This window comes from Tenacibaculum profundicola (genome assembly GCF_057220795.1).
In genome coordinates this window covers 3,080,259-3,096,901 of sequence record NZ_CM170137.1, presented here as the reverse complement: position 1 = coordinate 3,096,901, position 16,643 = coordinate 3,080,259, and the positions used below count along the sequence as shown (strand labels likewise).

17 protein-coding genes are annotated in these 16,643 nt (G+C 33.9%); 6 read left to right on the top strand and 11 right to left on the bottom strand.

Annotation, left to right across the window (positions count from 1 at the left end; translation table 11 throughout):
• Positions 1-19: 19 nt before the first annotated feature.
• Positions 20-892, bottom strand: coding sequence for a DMT family transporter (locus AC2TDS_RS13320; RefSeq protein WP_484736072.1), 873 nt, complete (start codon positions 890-892; stop codon positions 20-22).
• A gap of 92 nt (positions 893-984) precedes the next feature.
• On the opposite strand from AC2TDS_RS13320, the gene AC2TDS_RS13315 reads away from it, so the two are divergent.
• Positions 985-1,338 (top strand): cation transporter, encoded by a 354-nt coding sequence (locus AC2TDS_RS13315; protein WP_484736071.1) that lies wholly within the window; start codon positions 985-987, stop codon positions 1,336-1,338.
• Between the two features lie 513 nt (positions 1,339-1,851).
• Here AC2TDS_RS13315 and AC2TDS_RS13310 read toward each other — a convergent pair.
• The 3 genes from AC2TDS_RS13310 to AC2TDS_RS13300 are packed head-to-tail and all read right to left on the bottom strand — an operon-like array spanning position 1,852 to position 5,456.
• Complete coding sequence (locus AC2TDS_RS13310; protein WP_484736070.1) at positions 1,852-3,663, bottom strand: lysophospholipid acyltransferase family protein; 1,812 nt, start codon at positions 3,661-3,663, stop codon at positions 1,852-1,854.
• A 41-nt stretch (positions 3,664-3,704) separates the two neighbouring features.
• Positions 3,705-4,970, bottom strand: a complete 1,266-nt coding sequence (locus tag AC2TDS_RS13305) for an aspartate kinase (RefSeq protein WP_484736069.1) — start codon at positions 4,968-4,970, stop codon at positions 3,705-3,707.
• A 3-nt stretch (positions 4,971-4,973) separates the two neighbouring features.
• Positions 4,974-5,456: a GNAT family N-acetyltransferase gene (locus AC2TDS_RS13300; protein WP_484736068.1), complete on the bottom strand. Its 483-nt coding sequence runs from the start codon at positions 5,454-5,456 to the stop codon at positions 4,974-4,976.
• Positions 5,457-5,615: 159 nt separating this feature from the next.
• On the opposite strand from AC2TDS_RS13300, the gene fbp reads away from it, so the two are divergent.
• Entirely contained in the window at positions 5,616-6,650 is a 1,035-nt protein-coding gene (gene fbp, locus AC2TDS_RS13295; RefSeq protein WP_484736067.1) for a class 1 fructose-bisphosphatase, read from the top strand.
• Positions 6,651-6,773: 123 nt separating this feature from the next.
• Positions 6,774-7,382 carry a superoxide dismutase gene (locus tag AC2TDS_RS13290; protein WP_484736066.1) on the top strand — a complete coding sequence of 203 codons (609 nt, stop codon included), beginning with the start codon at positions 6,774-6,776 and terminating at the stop codon, positions 7,380-7,382.
• Positions 7,383-7,470: 88 nt separating this feature from the next.
• On the opposite strand, the gene AC2TDS_RS13285 is transcribed toward AC2TDS_RS13290, so the two are convergent.
• From AC2TDS_RS13285 to AC2TDS_RS13275, 3 genes are all read right to left on the bottom strand, one after another.
• The gene (locus tag AC2TDS_RS13285) at positions 7,471-8,340 is read right to left on the bottom strand and encodes a cupin-like domain-containing protein (protein WP_484736065.1); all 870 of its coding nucleotides are present in this window, start codon (positions 8,338-8,340) and stop codon (positions 7,471-7,473) included.
• Between the two features lie 126 nt (positions 8,341-8,466).
• The gene (gene bioB / locus AC2TDS_RS13280; protein ID WP_484736064.1) at positions 8,467-9,567 is read right to left on the bottom strand and encodes a biotin synthase BioB; all 1,101 of its coding nucleotides are present in this window, start codon (positions 9,565-9,567) and stop codon (positions 8,467-8,469) included.
• A 64-nt stretch (positions 9,568-9,631) separates the two neighbouring features.
• Positions 9,632-10,789, bottom strand: a complete 1,158-nt coding sequence (locus AC2TDS_RS13275) for a beta-ketoacyl synthase N-terminal-like domain-containing protein (RefSeq protein ID WP_484736063.1) — start codon at positions 10,787-10,789, stop codon at positions 9,632-9,634.
• 118 nt (positions 10,790-10,907) lie between these two features.
• Here AC2TDS_RS13275 and AC2TDS_RS13270 point away from each other — a divergent pair, with 118 nt between their 5' ends.
• Positions 10,908-11,333 carry a cytochrome c oxidase assembly factor Coa1 family protein gene (locus AC2TDS_RS13270; protein ID WP_484736062.1) on the top strand — a complete coding sequence of 142 codons (426 nt, stop codon included), beginning with the start codon at positions 10,908-10,910 and terminating at the stop codon, positions 11,331-11,333.
• Here AC2TDS_RS13270 and bioA read toward each other — a convergent pair.
• From bioA to bioF, 4 genes are all read right to left on the bottom strand, one after another.
• Positions 11,319-12,584, bottom strand: coding sequence for an adenosylmethionine--8-amino-7-oxononanoate transaminase (bioA, locus tag AC2TDS_RS13265; RefSeq protein ID WP_484736061.1), 1,266 nt, complete (start codon positions 12,582-12,584; stop codon positions 11,319-11,321). The genes AC2TDS_RS13270 and bioA overlap by 15 nt on opposite strands.
• Positions 12,581-13,192 (bottom strand): dethiobiotin synthase, encoded by a 612-nt coding sequence (gene bioD / locus AC2TDS_RS13260; RefSeq protein WP_484736060.1) that lies wholly within the window; start codon positions 13,190-13,192, stop codon positions 12,581-12,583. Before bioD ends, bioA begins: the two co-directional genes overlap by 4 nt.
• Positions 13,192-13,569, bottom strand: coding sequence for a putative signal transducing protein (locus AC2TDS_RS13255; RefSeq protein WP_484736059.1), 378 nt, complete (start codon positions 13,567-13,569; stop codon positions 13,192-13,194). Before AC2TDS_RS13255 ends, bioD begins: the two co-directional genes overlap by 1 nt.
• A gap of 134 nt (positions 13,570-13,703) precedes the next feature.
• Entirely contained in the window at positions 13,704-14,855 is a 1,152-nt protein-coding gene (gene bioF, locus AC2TDS_RS13250) for an 8-amino-7-oxononanoate synthase (RefSeq protein ID WP_484736058.1), read from the bottom strand.
• 324 nt (positions 14,856-15,179) lie between these two features.
• Here bioF and AC2TDS_RS13245 point away from each other — a divergent pair, with 324 nt between their 5' ends.
• Positions 15,180-15,917, top strand: a complete 738-nt coding sequence (locus AC2TDS_RS13245) for an AAA family ATPase (protein WP_484736057.1) — start codon at positions 15,180-15,182, stop codon at positions 15,915-15,917.
• On the top strand, positions 15,898-16,629 hold the full coding sequence (locus AC2TDS_RS13240) for a YggS family pyridoxal phosphate-dependent enzyme (RefSeq protein ID WP_484736056.1): 732 nt from the start codon (positions 15,898-15,900) through the stop codon (positions 16,627-16,629). The genes AC2TDS_RS13245 and AC2TDS_RS13240 overlap by 20 nt, the downstream gene beginning before the upstream one ends.
• Positions 16,630-16,643 lie beyond the last annotated feature (14 nt).

The following is a 16,643-nucleotide window of genomic DNA, read 5'->3' as shown; positions in this document are numbered from 1 at the left end:
AACCAATGGTTTGACTCTTTTATCTTTTCTTGGTTACCAAATATACCCCAAACAGTATAACCCCACCAGAGATTAATTGAAGCCCACTAAGCTTTTCTCCGTCTATTAGCCCCCAAATTACAGCAACTATAGGAATTAAATAAGTTACCGATGTGGAGAAAATAGGAGACGAAATCTGGATCAATTTATTGAACATTATTTTGGCTACACCAGTTCCAATTATGGATAAAACAAAGATATAGCCCAGTGCTGGTGTTGTTTCTGAATTTAATTCAAATGAAGAAAAAAAATTCGTAAATGCTAACACTAAAATGGCCGGTATAATAATCAAAACAAAATTCCCCGCTGTTATCGCTAAAGCATCCAAGCTTTGCAAATATTTTTTTATAATATTCACGTTAAAAGCATAACCTAAAGACGATATCACCGGTAATAAAGCATACCAATAATTTTGATTTGGGTTTAAATCCGACCCTTCCATGAGTAACGCTACGGTTCCTAATAACCCAATTAAAATTCCAACCAACTGATATTTTCTAAATGGAATACTAAAAAAAGCCGATCCAATCCATAAAGCATTAAACGGTGTAATAGAATTTAATATTGACGCAATGGAGCTATCAATTCCAACAATGGCATACGCATATAAAAACGAAGGAAAAAAAGTACCTAACAATGCGCTTAAAAACACCCATTTCCATTGGTCTGTTTTTATTGTTTTTAACTTATTAAAACCAATTAACAGCAAGAACACAGCGGTAATCAGCACTCGTAAAGCCCCTAACTGTAATGGTGTTAAACCAATTAAGGCCTTTTTCATTAATATAAAAGAACTCCCCCAAACTAGAGAAAGTACTATCAAATACAACCATTTTTGTTGTTGTTTATTCATCCTTCAGTCTTAGGCGTACAAAATTCGACTATTTACCTATAAAATGTTAATTTTATTGATAAATTTGCCATATAACCTAATAATTAAAACTGATGAAAATCCAAAGAATAATATGTATAGTTGCTCTAGTTAGTTTTTTAGCTGTTAGCTGTAAAAATGAAGCAAAAAAAAATATTGAAAATAACACCGAAAAAACAACTCAAAACATTGAAGAGGCAAATTTCGCTATTTCTGGAATGACCTGTGAAATTGGTTGTGCCAAAACAATCGCTTCTAAGCTTTCTAAAAAAGAAGGAGTTATTGAGGCTAACGTTATTTTCAATGACAGTACTGCTATTGTAAAATACGATGCGCTCAAAACCAACAAACAAGATTTAATTGCTTTTATTGATGGTATTGCAGATGGGGGTACGTACAAAACATCTGAAATAGGCAAAAATAAATAAAACTACTTGTGCTATTGACTGTAAAAAAGAATGTTGCGACAAGAAAGCGTGCGCTAACGACTAATACTTGAAAACACATTGTTTACAGGTATATCTATTTAAGCTGAATAATGACTAATACCATTGTTCAGCTTTTCTGATTTATAGAATTTATTTCGACTCCGTTTCATTCTTATATTTACATCGGATTGAAGACACCTTGGAACACCATCTGTACTTTGTTTTTAAAGTACTCACCATTAAAATAAATAGTGTCTTGATCGTACTTCAAACAGACTTCATTATTCCCTTACAACTCTATTTTAACTAGAATTATGCAATAGAACTTCCTCATCGGAGAGGTCAGCGCGATAAAGGCAAGTGATTGATTTTACAGCAGCTTACTCTTGTAATAGAGTATCTATGGCATAATTCGGGTTTCAAGTACATTTCCCGATGGGTATTTAATAAGAAAGATTTCAACCAATGTTGAAATCTTTCTTATTAATATCGTGTATGATAAGCCTTATGCCATCATTTATTCATTCCGTTTTCCGCTGCTCTACGTTCTAATTCAGCTTGAAATTCTTCCATTACTGGTTTAACCGTACTGTCAGGTATATCAGAAACTTTTATATACATTAACCCATCTATAGCGTTGTTAAACTTAGGGTCAACATTAAACGCGACTAAGCGGGCATTTTGTTTTACATACTTTTTTATTAATACCGGTATACGGAGTGCGCCTGGCTCAATTTCATCAATGATTTTATCAAATTTTTGCATATCAGCTTTCGTAGCATCAAATACAAAGTCTTTGTCTGCATCTTTTAGCTTAACCTTAAACTCTTTTTTCGGATGAATATACTGAGCAATATAAGGATCATAGTAATGTGATTTCATAAACTCAATCATTAAAGACTTCGAAAACTCCGAAAACTGATTACTTATGCTTACTCCACCTATCAGAAATTTATGTTCAGGATGTCTTAAAGTTACATGAACAATTCCTTTCCAAAGCAAGAAAAGCGGCATTGGTTTTTGTTGATATTCTTTAATAATAAATGCTCTTCCCATTTCAATAGATGCCTCCATCATTGGGTGTAATTCGGGTTCAATTCTGAACAGTGTATGAATATAAAAGCCGTTAATTCCGTATTTTTTATAGATCTCCTTTCCTAAGCCCATTCTATACGACCCTGCTAAACAGTTGTTTTCTCTATCCCAAAGAAACATATGATAATAGTATCTGTCGTATTTATCCAAATCTATAGAACTATTCGTTCCTTCTCCAACTTCTCTAAAGGTTATTTCTCTTAATCTACCAATCTCATGCAAAAGATTTGGTATCTGTTTTGCGCTAGCAAAAAACACTTCATAATTCTTACTTTGAAGCAGTCGTACATCCAAATCTCTTAATTTGTCGACCTCTTTTATAAATAACTCAGGAGATCTCTGTATACTTATTTTTTTTGCTTTTTTTGGAATTTTTAAATTTTGTGAGGATAATATCTTTTGAGGTGTTTTCTCAAAAGGATTTGCCAACATATACGTTTTCTTACGCAAGAATTGATAAAAATTTGGAATTTCAGGATACAAATCTTGATCTTTCACAGAAATTGGTTTTCCTATCCTAACTTTAATCGTTCGATTCTTTTGAGACAATAATTCTGACGGTAGTTTAGCCGTTCTTAGGGTATCACTTATCTTCGATAAGATATAAAACAATTTACTGTTTTTTGCATGAAAGTAAATAGGAATTATTGGTACTTTAGCCTTTTTAATCAAACGCACTGCACCCTCTTCCCATTCTTTATCTACCATCAACTTACCGTCACGATACGTTGATACTTCACCCGCCGGAAAAATACCAAGAGGTTTTCCCTCACGCAAATGCAACAATGCATTTTTAATACCAATTACACTTGATTTCGCATCCTTATGATTTTCAAAAGGATTCACAGGCATAACGTATGGCTTTAGAGGATCAACTCTATGCAACAAAAAATTCGCTATTATTTTATAATCTGGTCGGTGCTCCACCAACAACTTAAGAAGTAATATACCATCTATCCCTCCTAAGGGATGATTCGAAATGGTAACAAATGCGCCATTTTTAGGAATCCGTTTTAAATCTTCTTCTGGAATTTCAAATTCAATTTGAAACTCATCCAAAAGCGCATTTAAAAATGGTAAATCCTTTTTATGTTTATGTTTATTGTATACTTTATTTGCTTTAGAAATTCGTAAAAGTTTCATTAACAACCAACCTGAAAATGTTCCTAAAACTCCATATTTATCAGTGCCGATTGCTTTCGCAATTTCCTTTGATGTTACTAAACCCATATTAAATAGCCGTTAGACATAAACGCAAATATAACTTAAATTTATGATCTTTGCAGTCTATCTTGGATGACTAATTGGGCTGTTTTTGTATTTATTTGACGCAAAATAGCTTGCCCTTTTTTTCTTATTAATAAAATAGCATCATCGTTAAAATGCCTTATTGTATACAATGTTGCGTTTTTGTATGATTTTATCAAATACATCCCTTGTAATTCATCATTGAATTCAGAAAAATTATTAAACTTATCATCTACGCACACAGAAAAGCTTAATGCTGAATTTTGTATTAGATTTACTTTGAGTTTATGCTCGTGTAATTTTTTAAACACATGACTAATATTATCTTCAACCATAAATGAAAAATCCCTGGCTGAAATGGAAATCAAAATTTGATTCTTCTTTACTATATAGCATGAAACAAATGGTTTTAAGAGTACTCCTTTGCTAATTTTTGTTCCTTTTTTAGTTAGGTCATCAAATGAACGAACATAAAGAGGTATATCTCTTTTCTCTAGAGGCTGAATGGTTTTGGGATGAATCACCGAAGCCCCATAAAATGCCATTTCAATCGCCTCTGTATACGATATTTCTTCCAATAGTTCTGTATCCGTAAAAACTCTTGGGTCAGCATTCAACACTCCTTCAACATCCTTCCATATTGTAACACTTTTTGCTTTTAAACAGTAAGCAAAAACTCCTGCTGTATAGTCTGACCCCTCTCTTCCTAAGGTAGTTGTTTCATTATTACTACCCCCTAAAAAACCTTGGGTAATATTTAACTTAGTGATATCTACTTTTGCCTGAATTACTTCTGAAGTGCGATCCCAATTAACCTTTGCATCTCTGTAGTTTGTGTCTGTTTTGATAAACTCTCTAACATCCAGCCACTCGTTATGAATACCTATGTTTTCTAAATATTCACTTACAATCGTTGTTGCTAACAATTCACCATACCCAACCATTTGATCATACACATAGTTATAGTTTCTGGATCTATTACGAATCATAAACCCGCTCAACTCGCCAAACAAATTATTAACTTTAACAACTACTGTTTCAGTTTTCTCCAAAAATAAATCCAGAATTATTTCTTGATGAAACTCTTGGATGAAAGTCATTGCTTCTTCTACATTATCCCTTTTATAAAAATAGGCATCGGTTAACACTTCAAAGGCATTGGTCATTTTCCCCATTGCTGATATCACAACCAATGTGTTTTCAACACCTTCATGTTGTAATACACGTGCAACATTTTTCACACTATGAGCATCTTTTACTGACGCTCCTCCAAACTTAAATATTCTCACAATTTAATTATTCTCAATAAATTCTTTTAACCTCGTTTCTTTCATCCGCACAACAAACCATCCGTTTTGAATTTCCGCACCAGTGCTTTCATAAAAATCAATGGCATTCTTATTCCAATCAAGTACTTCCCATCCTACTCTCTTATAGTTATTACGGTGCGCATATTCTAAAACTGCTTTGTATAGTGCTTTTCCAGCGCCTAAGCCTCTTTTAGTTTGTGTCACCATTAAATCCTCTAAGTGGACTGCCTTCCCTTTCCACGTGGAATAACGCTCATAAAAAAGGGCCATTCCAATAATAGCTCCGTCATTCTCTTCTGCAACAAAAGTTTCAAATTTCGGCTGATTCGAAAACCCATCTCTTATCAAATCCTCTACCGTTAACTCAACCGCATTAGGCTCCTTTTCAAACACTGCTAACTCAACAATTAAGTCATGGATCGCCTGAACATCTTTTCGGCTGCCTTTTCTAATAATAAAACTCATTCTCCTTTTTTTTTGTAAAGATACTTTTCAAAACTATTTCCTAAAAATAAACCTAAAAATTAAAACACATCGTTTTTATTTGTTGAAAATTTAAAAACATGAAATGGTTGTAGAAACGTAAAAAAGTTGGCATATTTGTAGGGAATTCAAAATTACATCATGAACAACAAGCATATGACGCTTGGTGAATTTATCATCAGCAATCAAAATTCTTTTAGATATACCTCTGGTGAGTTATCTCGTCTAATTAACTCAATTCGTTTGGCCGCCAAAGTTGTTAATTACGAAATAAGAAAAGCTGGATTAGTGGACATCACTGGTGCTGCTGGCGATGTTAATGTGCAAGGAGAAGAACAACAAAAACTAGATGTATTAGCAAATGATCTATTTAAACAAACGTTAATCAATAGAGAAATTGTTTGTGGTATTGCTAGTGAGGAAGAGGATGATTTTGTTGTAGTTGAAGGGAAAAACAGCACCAACGACAACAAATATGTTCTTTTAATGGACCCATTAGACGGTTCATCAAACATTGATGTAAATGTATCGGTAGGAACTATTTTCTCTATTTACAGAAGAATTTCTCCTGTTGGAACTCCGGTTACAATAGATGATTTCTTACAAAAAGGTAGTGAACAGGTAGCTGCTGGATATGTTGCTTACGGAACCTCTACTATGTTAGTTTTTAGTACAGGTAATGGTGTTAATGGTTTTACATTAAACCCTGCTATTGGAACATTTTATTTATCGCACCCCAATATGCGATATCCCGAAATGGGGAAAATTTACTCTGTGAGCGAAGGATATTTTACACATTTCCAAGAAGGAATGAAACGTTTTTTAATTCACTGTAAAGAGTTAAATAAAGAAGACAATAGACCTTACACTGCCCGTTATGTAGGCTCTTTAGTAACCGATTTTCACAGAAACATGATTAAAGGTGGTGTTTATATCTATCCTGCTACTGCGATAAATGCAAACGGGAAATTGCGATTACTTTATGAATGTAACCCTATGGCTTTTATTTGCGAACAAGCTGGCGGTAAGGCTTCTGATGGGTTTACACGTATTTTAGATATCGACCCTACGGAATTACACCAACGCGTTCCTTTTTATTGTGGAAGTAAACAATTGGTTGAAAAAGCGGAAAGTTTTATGAATGAATTTTCTACTGAGGAGAAACCGCAATACTAAAGAATAGATTTTACCAATACAAAAATAAATTTTCAATAGGGCAAACGGTTGTTTGCCTTATTTTTTTGATTTAACTTTACCGTTGAAAAAACAAAAAATTAACCATTTAAAAATTACATATTTATGGCTTTCGAATTACCAGAATTAGGATATGCTTATGATGCTTTAGAACCACACATTGATGCTAGAACTATGGAAATCCACCATAGCAAGCACCACAATGGTTACACTGCAAAATTAAACGGAGCTATTGAAGGTTCTGATTTAGAGAACTCGTCTATTGAGGATATTTTAGCAAATTTAGACATGAATAACATGGCTGTTCGTAATAATGGTGGTGGATTCTACAACCACTCTTTATTTTGGACTGTTATGAACCCTGAAGGAAAAGGACGTTTATCTGGAGAATTAAAAAGTGCGATTGAAGCAGAATTTGGTTCTTTAGATGGTTTTAAAGATGCTTTTTCAAAAGCTGCAGCTACACAATTTGGTTCAGGTTGGGCTTGGCTTTGTGTGCATAAAGGAGGAAAAGTAGAAGTTTGTTCTACTCCAAACCAAGATAACCCATTAATGCCAGGCGTAACATGCGGTGGAACACCAATTCTTGGTTTAGATGTTTGGGAACATGCTTACTATTTAAACTATCAAAATCGTCGTCCAGACTATATTGAAGCTTTCTTTAATGTAATTAACTGGAACGAAGTAGAAAGAAGATACGCTGAAGCTAAATAAACTTATATAAAAAGGACTTGATACAATACTTATCAAGTCCTTTTTTTTTGTGTTTGTCATCTCCGAAATTCATCAGTCAGAAAAAACCTCAACGGATTTTATTTACTCTATTGGTTCTAATGATGGCTTGTTTATTTTTCCAGTCAATCCATTTCTGACCTTGTATTCTTCTCATAATATTATCAACTGTTCGCATGATAAGAAGGTTATAGACAGCTTTTCCAAAATTCTTAGGCTTATGAGCAATTGCCCGTAAACTCATTGAAAACCCTGGAGTTATATAACGCATATAGTGCCACCATCCTTCTGGCATATAAAGCACATCTCCATGTTCCAATTCAGTTACAAAACCTTTAGCTTTCTTTAACGCCGGCCACTTCATAAAATCTGGGTCGTTAAAGTCAATATCTTCTCTTGTTATCAGTGAATGCGGTATTTTATATAGGTATTTATTTTGATTTTGATCAAATAAAACACACTTCTTTTTTCCATCAAAATGAAAATGGAAGATATTCGCCAAATCGATATCATAATGCATAAATGTATACGAATCTTTACCTCCAAAGAAAAGCATCGGCAAGCCTTTTATCAATTTCAATCCAAAGTCAGGGAATTTAAAATCATTTTGAAGTTGAGGTACTTCTTTCAGTACATTCCACAAAAAAATCCTAAACTTAGTAGGTTCTCGTTTTAACAAATCAACATACTCGCTCATTTTCATTCTGGCATGAGGTTCATTAAATCCGTCTTTATAATCCACAGGCCGATCATCATATAAAGGCACCATCTTATCTCCAGCCACTTCTTTCATATAATCTAAAGACCATTTAGAATATGCTGGCCAATCTTCAATAAAACGTTTGATTACCACAGGTTTTTGTGGCTTGTAATAATTTCTTATAAAGTCTTCCTTGGTAATAGTTTCGACTCTATCTATTTGCTCCAACTTTAGTGTCATTTATCCAATTTTTTCAGAACACAAAGTTAACAAATTGTTAGAATATATTATTTTACATAGTTTGAAAAAAAAACACTCAGTGCAATTAACACGAGTGTTTTTCTATAGATTTGTTATAAAGTGATACTATTTTTTTCGTAGAGCTAGGGCTTCTTGTTTCTTTAATTCATTTCTATCAATCTTATGGCCTGGTCTTGTCCATTTAGGCTTTTCACCTAATGCTTGATATTGTGATTCCTTTGCTTCTACAGATTCTCTTTGTTCGTGTTTATAAAATGCTTTTTGAGGGTTCAATCCTAAATCTTCAAACATTTTCATATCTTCTTTAATATCTGGATTTGGAGTGGTTAATAACCTGTCTCCTGCAAATATTGAATTTGCTCCAGCAAAGAAACACATTGCTTGTCCTTCTCTACTCATTTGCGTTCTTCCTGCTGATAGGCGTACCTGTGCTTCTGGTAACACAATGCGAGCAGTTGCCACCATTCGTACCATTTCAAAAATATTAACAGGAGGCTGCTCTTCTAAAGGAGTTCCTTCTACAGCTACTAAGGCGTTAATAGGAACTGACTCAGGGTGCGGAGAAAAGCGAGTTAGTGTTTCTAACATTCCAGCTCTATCTTCTAAACTCTCTCCCATACCAATAATTCCTCCAGAACAAACTGTCACATTGGTTTTACGTACATTCTCAATTGTGTCAATTCTATCTTTAAACGACCTTGTTGAAATCACATCGTCATAATAATCTTCTGAGGTATCTATATTATGATTGTAAGCGTATAAACCAGCCTCTGCTAAACGTTTTGCCTGATTTTCCGTAACCATTCCTAAAGTACAACATACCTCCATATCAAGTTTATTAATGGTACGAACCATTTCGAGTACTTGATCAAATTCAGGACCGTCCTTAACATTTCTCCAAGAAGCTCCCATACAGACTCTCGATGAACCTCCTGATTTTGCTCTTAATGCCTGAGCTTTCACTTGATTTACCGTCATTAGATCATTTCCATCGATATCTGTATGGTAGCGCGCTGCCTGCGGACAGTAACCACAATCTTCAGAACACCCTCCAGTTTTTATGGATATCAATGTACTAACCTGCACAGTATTAGGGTCGTGATGTTTTCTATGAATAGTGGAAGCGTCATACAAGAGTTCCATTAATGGTTTGTTATATATAGCTAAGATCTCTTCTTTCGTCCAATTATGTCTTACTTCGCTCATAAACTTAAGTTTATTAGTTAGTTGTTTGAAGATTCAAAAATACTAATAATATATTATATGTTTTTTACTTTTTACTCAATAAAATAGATACTGCATTCCCTCCAAAACCGACGGCATTAATCAACACTTTATTAATTTGCTTGGGACTGTGCTGTTTTTCTATATACGGTACCTGTATTGCTTCTTGATGCTCAGTCATTAAAATGGCTAGTTCTAAACTGAGCAATCCAGAAGAAGCAAATGTATGCCCTATTTTCCATTTATTCGTAGTTAAAAAAGGTAAGTCCGTGCCAAAAATGTTTTTTATGGCTTTCAATTCTGAGAGGTCTCCCTTAATAGTTCCTGGTGCATGCATCACAATGGCATCTACTTCTTCTAGTGAGGTATTTCCTAATGCCATTTGCATAGATTTTTGAAAACACTGCGCATCTTCAGAAATGGAGATATTATGCTTTAATACTTCAGTTGCATATCCGATTCCTTCTATATACCCTATAGCATTCTCTTTAACCCCTGCTTCTAAACAAACGACAGAGGCTCCTTCACCTAAAACCATTGTATTTCTGTCTTTATCTAAATTCAATGCCTTACACGGAAATGGATCTTTATTCTTTGCATATAACTTTAATGCTTGCATTTGTGCAATGGTAAAATCTGTTAAACAAGCTTCACTAGCCCCCACTAAAAACTTGCTTACCATTCCAGACCGAATCCATGCTACTCCATTCAACAAAGAATGTAATCCGGTTGAACAGGTTATAGAATGGGATATTTCAGGACCTTTGGTTTGTAAATCGTGTGCAACCCAAGAAGATATATTACCTAAAGTTGTTGTTGGAGAGCTTAGTGTAGAAGATTTCCCTGTTTCTAGAAACTCTTTATGATACTTTTCAAATAAAGTCGTTGCTCCTCGTGAAGAGCCAATATTTATCCCAAAATTATCGGAACCACTCCAACCTGCTTTTTTCATAGCTTTTCTAGAGACATATACGGCATACAATACGGATTCATCTAACTCTTTGTAATTGGGATCTGATTTCCTTAACTCCTCAATTTGCACTTTATCTAAATCTTTAATCTGAGCAACCCAAGTTCTACATCCACCAAAGTCTCTGACGCTTAAGCAGTGTTTATCTGCTTTATAATTTCCCCAAATTTCTTCCAACGAACTTCCTACTGCCGATACCGATGCTATAGATGTAATTGATATTCTACTCTCCAAAATTTAAAAAATTTCGACAAAAATAAAACTAATTATTACTATAACCCCCTTTAATTAGATGGATTTTGATTTGTTGTAACAAATTAAACATATTATAGTCTAATAGATAAAAAATAGTATGTCACATCAAAAAAGCTGGTTCGGTAGAAATTGGTTATGGTTTATTCCATTAAGCGGATGTCTTGGAATCATTTTATTGTTTATCATAGGAGTAGGAGCAGCAATATTTGGCGTTAGTAACATGATTAACAAAGTATCTCCTGTAGAATTTGCCATAGAACAAGCTGCTAAAAATGAAAAGGTACTTGATGTATTAGGCAACCATTTAAAAAAAGACGGATTTCCAAATGGGAATATTTCTATAAGTAGTGATGATGGAGAGGTAGATTTTTTAGTACCAATAAAAGGCGACAAAGGTGAAGGCTATATCATAGTAAAAGGAATTAGAAGTAATGGCAAGTGGATCTTTGAAGAATTATATGTACAAATTAAAGAAACACAAGAAGAAATCAACCTTCTTAAAGAAGTATTAGAAGGTATCTAATACTTCTTCAATGGTTGTATATATTTTCTGCATTTGTTTTTCTGTGATTACAAACGGGGCTAAAATATAAATGGTATTTCCTAAGGGTCTCAAGCACACTCCATTCTCCATAAAGAAACTAAATAGCTTGTAGCGCAAGTCTCCATAACGTTCCGTTTGGATATCTAAATCCATTGCATAGATTACCCCTAGTTGACGCGTTTCTTTGATTTTCGGATGGTTTTTGATTCGTTGGTCAAACATTTGATGTGCCTTTATAATACGCGCAATATTTTCTCTAATCTCGTTCCTTTGCAATAACTCAATTCCTGCTAAGGCCGCTGTACAAGAAATTGGATTTGCCGAATAAGTATGCCCATGAAAAAAACCTTTACCTAACTCATCACTCAAAAATGCATTATATACTTTTTGTGAACAACTCGTAATTGCCATGGGTACAAGCCCCGCTGTTAATGATTTCGAAAGACACATGATATCTGGCTTGTTTTGCATATGTTCTGATGCAAAATTCTTTCCTGTTTTACCAAAGCCTGTCATTACCTCATCTGCTATTGTCAACACCCCATTAGTTTGTGCGATACCGATTAACTCATCTAAAAAACAAGCATTATACATTTTCATAGCAGCTGCCCCTTGTACTAGGGGTTCATAAATAAATGCAGCTACTTTATGGTTTGAAATAAGTCGTTGAAATTTTGCTTTGACTTCCTCAAAATTCTCGTTGGTAGGTACAGCAATTCTTTCTACATCTATAAAAAAATCTTCAAAAGGCCCATTATAAACGGATAATCCTGAAACAGACATTGCCCCAAAGGTATCTCCGTGAAAACCATCCTCTAAAGCAATTATTTTTCCGCGTTTTTCTCCTTGATTAAAATGATATTGTAAAGCCATTTTTATGGCAACATCTACAGAGGTAGAGCCATTATCAGAAAAAAATAATTTTTGTTGATTTTCAGGTAAAATCTTTATTAATTCTTCAGATAATTTTATAGCCGGTTCGTGTGTAAATCCTGCAAAAACAACATGATCTAGTTGTTTCATTTGATCCGCCACCCGATCTGTAATATACTCATTACAATGCCCGTACATGCAGGTATACCAAGAAGCTATTCCGTCTATGTATTCATTGTTGTTGTCATCAAATAACATCACTCCTTTTGCTTTGGTAATTGCAATATGATCGGGATGTAATTTATGCTGTGTCAAAGGGTGCCACAAATGTTTTTTATCGCGTTCTTGAAGTGTCATAGTTTTTCTTTGAATATTTCTGCATATTCTTTTATCACGTTTTTATCAAAATATGGCTCTTCATCAATTCGTCCAATTACAGGAACGCCAGTCATCTTTTCAATGATGGCTTCTGTGGTCTTATGTTCTGATCCAGAGTATATAATTGAAACATCAATTCCTTTATCCTTCAATGCATTAATGGTTAACAGGGTGTGATTTATACTGCCTAGATAATGACGAGAGACTATTATTACTTTATAGTCTGGCTGGATAAGATCTAAAATTGTATCTGTATTATTGAGCGGCACCAACAATCCTCCTGCTCCTTCTATAACCAAATTATTTGTTGTTATTGGTTCCTTTATATTTTCTAGCGTGATGGTTACGTCGTCTAATTCAGCCGCCGCATGCGGACTCATTGGTGTTTGCAATGCATAGGCATTTTTATGAAAGGTAGATTTTTTATTCGATACTAATTTCTCTACTTTGTCTGTGTCGGAGTTATCCAACTCTCCTGCCTGAACAGGTTTCCAATAATCTGCTTCTAAAGCCTCGGTTATAATTGCAGAAGCAACTGTTTTACCTACTTCTGTTGAAATTCCTGTGATAAAATATTTATGCTGCATTAAAATATAGTTTTACATTCATTGCATATCAACCTCCTTTTTTCAAAAAAAGGAAATAGTCTATAAAATACGTTTTCTTGTTGTATCGGTGCTACTAAAATCTTTGAAGAATTACATGAAGGACAATTAATTTGATTTCCTTTTTGATCTTTCTCATACGTTCTGATTGCATTGTAAACAATCAATGCCCTGTCTAAATCATTGTTATAAACTAGCAACTTTACGCCTCCAATTGCCTGACTTATTAGAGGATCTGCATCAATAGTTTTCTCATCCATTAACATGGTTTCAATATTTTCAGAATCTAATTTAGATTTCAGTAATTGTGCTTCTGCTGAATATTCAAAAACTGTTAAAACTGTATAATCATCACGCATAACATCTAACTTATATAGTGGGGTGATTTAAACTTTTTTCAAAGATATAAAATAGGGCTATGCGACTGACGTTTTAGGTATAAAATATTGTTAAACCCCATTTCACCTCTAGCCTTATATAAAATCAAATCGATTTAATACAAGGAGGCAAGCTTCTCTAAAGCATGTGTCATTTCTTGTAGAGAATTATAACTATGCAAGCAAAAGCGCAAACGTTCTTTACCCTCTGCCACTGTAGGATATAGTATAGGTTTTATATCAAAGCCAAAACTTCTCATTTCTTGAGCCATTCCCTTGGTCCTTTTGTTTCCGCTAACAACACAACTTTGTATCGCTGTGCTACTAGGAATAAAATTCAGTTTCAATCTTTCTACTTCGGAAATAAAGTGTTTTATATTTTTATGCAACTTTTCTATACCGCTTTTACCTGTTTTATCAATTAGGTATTCATGGGCGGTTTTTATGGTAGCGACGGAATGTGGTGATAAGCCCGTAGTGTAAATAAAACTACGTGCAAAGTTCACTAAATACTGCTTCAGTTCATTACTTCCTAAAACCATAGCTCCGTGACAGCCGAGTGCTTTACCAAAAGTTACTATTCTTGCAAAAACTTCCTGCTCTAGCCCTAACTCTTGAATTAACCCAAACCCATTACCTCCCACAACTCCCAAAGCGTGAGCTTCATCAACTATAATATAGACCTTGTGTTTTTTACAAATGCTAACCATTTTCAACAAATCTGGCATATCTCCATCCATAGAAAAAACAGACTCGGTCACTACATAGATTGTTACTTCTTGTGTTTTTAAGCCGCCTCTAATAGATAGAATTTGCTCTTCTAAATGATCTAGATTATTATGACGAAATTTGTAGGATTTTGCATTTGATAGTCGAATACCATCTCTAATAGAAGCATGAGCTAATTCATCATACAAAATAAAATCACCTCTTTGGGGAATAGATGAAAACACGCCTAGGTTGGCATTGTACCCTGAATTAAACAACAAAGTAGATGGTGCTTTATGTAACTTACTCAATAATTTCTCGACCTTATTGTATAACTCATAATTTCCAGAAAGCAACCGCGACCCTGAGGCTCCATTGTTCAGTAGGTCAATATCTATCAAAAATTGATGTGTATCTTTAAACAAGTTTTCTGACTTGGAAAACCCAAGGTAATCATTTGATGAAAAATCAATCAATTCTTCATTAATACCAAGAGTTCTTAGTGAATCATTATTTTTTCGTTCTTCTAATTTTGCCTGAAGATTTTTTGGAAAATTCATACCGCAAAAATACAAGAGTTTTATAAAATAGTTCAATTATATTCTTCAGATTAGGAAACCTAACTACATTTATAATTCCAAATTTAAATTACAGGCTGCATGTAAAATTATAGAAGCGAGGATGTATTTTGAGTATTTAGAACATGTGTAACTAGAACAATTGTGCTCTTTTAACCCTAACGCAAAAAATAGGGTAAAAAATCAGTATTCCTAATTAGTATTAACAAAATATATGTAAGGATCATTTCATAATAGTGACATATTTATAAATTTCAGTATACACAATTACTACTATTTAAATCAAAAAAACATTAAAATTCAGTTATGCCTATATATGATATCACCACCAATCCAAACCAGATCTTCATTTCTTTGGAAGAAATTCATTTGAGTGATATTAACCATGAAAAAATTCATCAATTAATGGATGAGTTTACCTACTTGAGTATATTAGAAAAACACCGTTTATCACCGACAAATAAACTATTGTTTTACGGTCATACTGGATGTGGTAAAACCGCTACAGCAAAAGCAATTGCAAAAGAACTGAATAAAAAAATCATCACGCTTGATCTTAGCGAGTTTGCATCATCGAGATTGGGAGAAACTGCCAAAAATATTCATGCTCTTTTTAAAAAAGCTTCGAGTGAAAATGCTATTTTATTTATAGATGAGTTCGACTCTATTGGTAAAATGAGAACCTCTGACAACAAAGATTCAGGGGAAATGAAAAGGCTAGTAAACACCTTGATTCAATTGATAGACTATCTTCCGAAACATGTGCTACTCATTGCAGCTACTAATCATGAAAAAAGTATCGATACCGCCTTGATGAGACGTTTTGAATTGAAATTAGAGTTTACACTTCCTACCAAAGAAACTCTAGATGACTATTACGATTGTTTGTTAGAAAGTTTTCCCTCGGAATTACAGCATATAGAGAAAGCCTACCGTATTTCTTATGCAGAAGCTAGAGATCTTGTTTTCATACAAGTAAAAAAACAACTCATAAATCAAGAAAAAGCTAAAAAAAAACTGCATAATGTCAAACTTAATTACTAATAATTTAAAACTTATTCAAGAAAGAATACACAAAACTTGCCAACGTATTGATAGAAACCCTAAGGATATTAAATTACTACTAGCCACAAAAACGGTTGATGTTGACAGAATCAAAACAGTCTTAAAACAGGGCGAGACACTTATCGGTGAAAATAAAGTTCAAGAATTAAAACAGAAATATGAAGGGCTCGCTTCAATACCACATCAAAAACATTTTATTGGCCATTTACAAAGTAACAAAATAAGAGAAATTCTTAAACATAACGTTACCTGTATTCAATCTCTGGACCGTTTTAGTTTGGCTCAAAAATTACAGAAAAGATTAGTCTCTGAGAACAAACACATAAACGCTTTTATTCAGGTAAATACTTCGGCAGAAAACAGCAAGTTTGGTGTTTCTCCTGACCAGTCTATCTCCTTAGTAAAGCAAGTATCCGAACTTGACAGAATCCATATTAAAGGTTTAATGACTATTGGATTATTTACTGCAGAAGCAGAAAAAATAAGGAAATGTTTTAGGCTTCTAGCATCTATTCAGCAGGAAATAAAAGCCCAAAATATCCCTAACATACAAATGACAGAACTTTCCATGGGTATGAGTAGAGACCTGGAAATAGCCATTGAGGAAGGAGCTACAATTGTACGAGTAGGAACCGCTATTTTTGGAAAAAGAAAATACCAAGATAGTTACTACTGGAATGAAAATAAATAGAAGTATGACTGCTC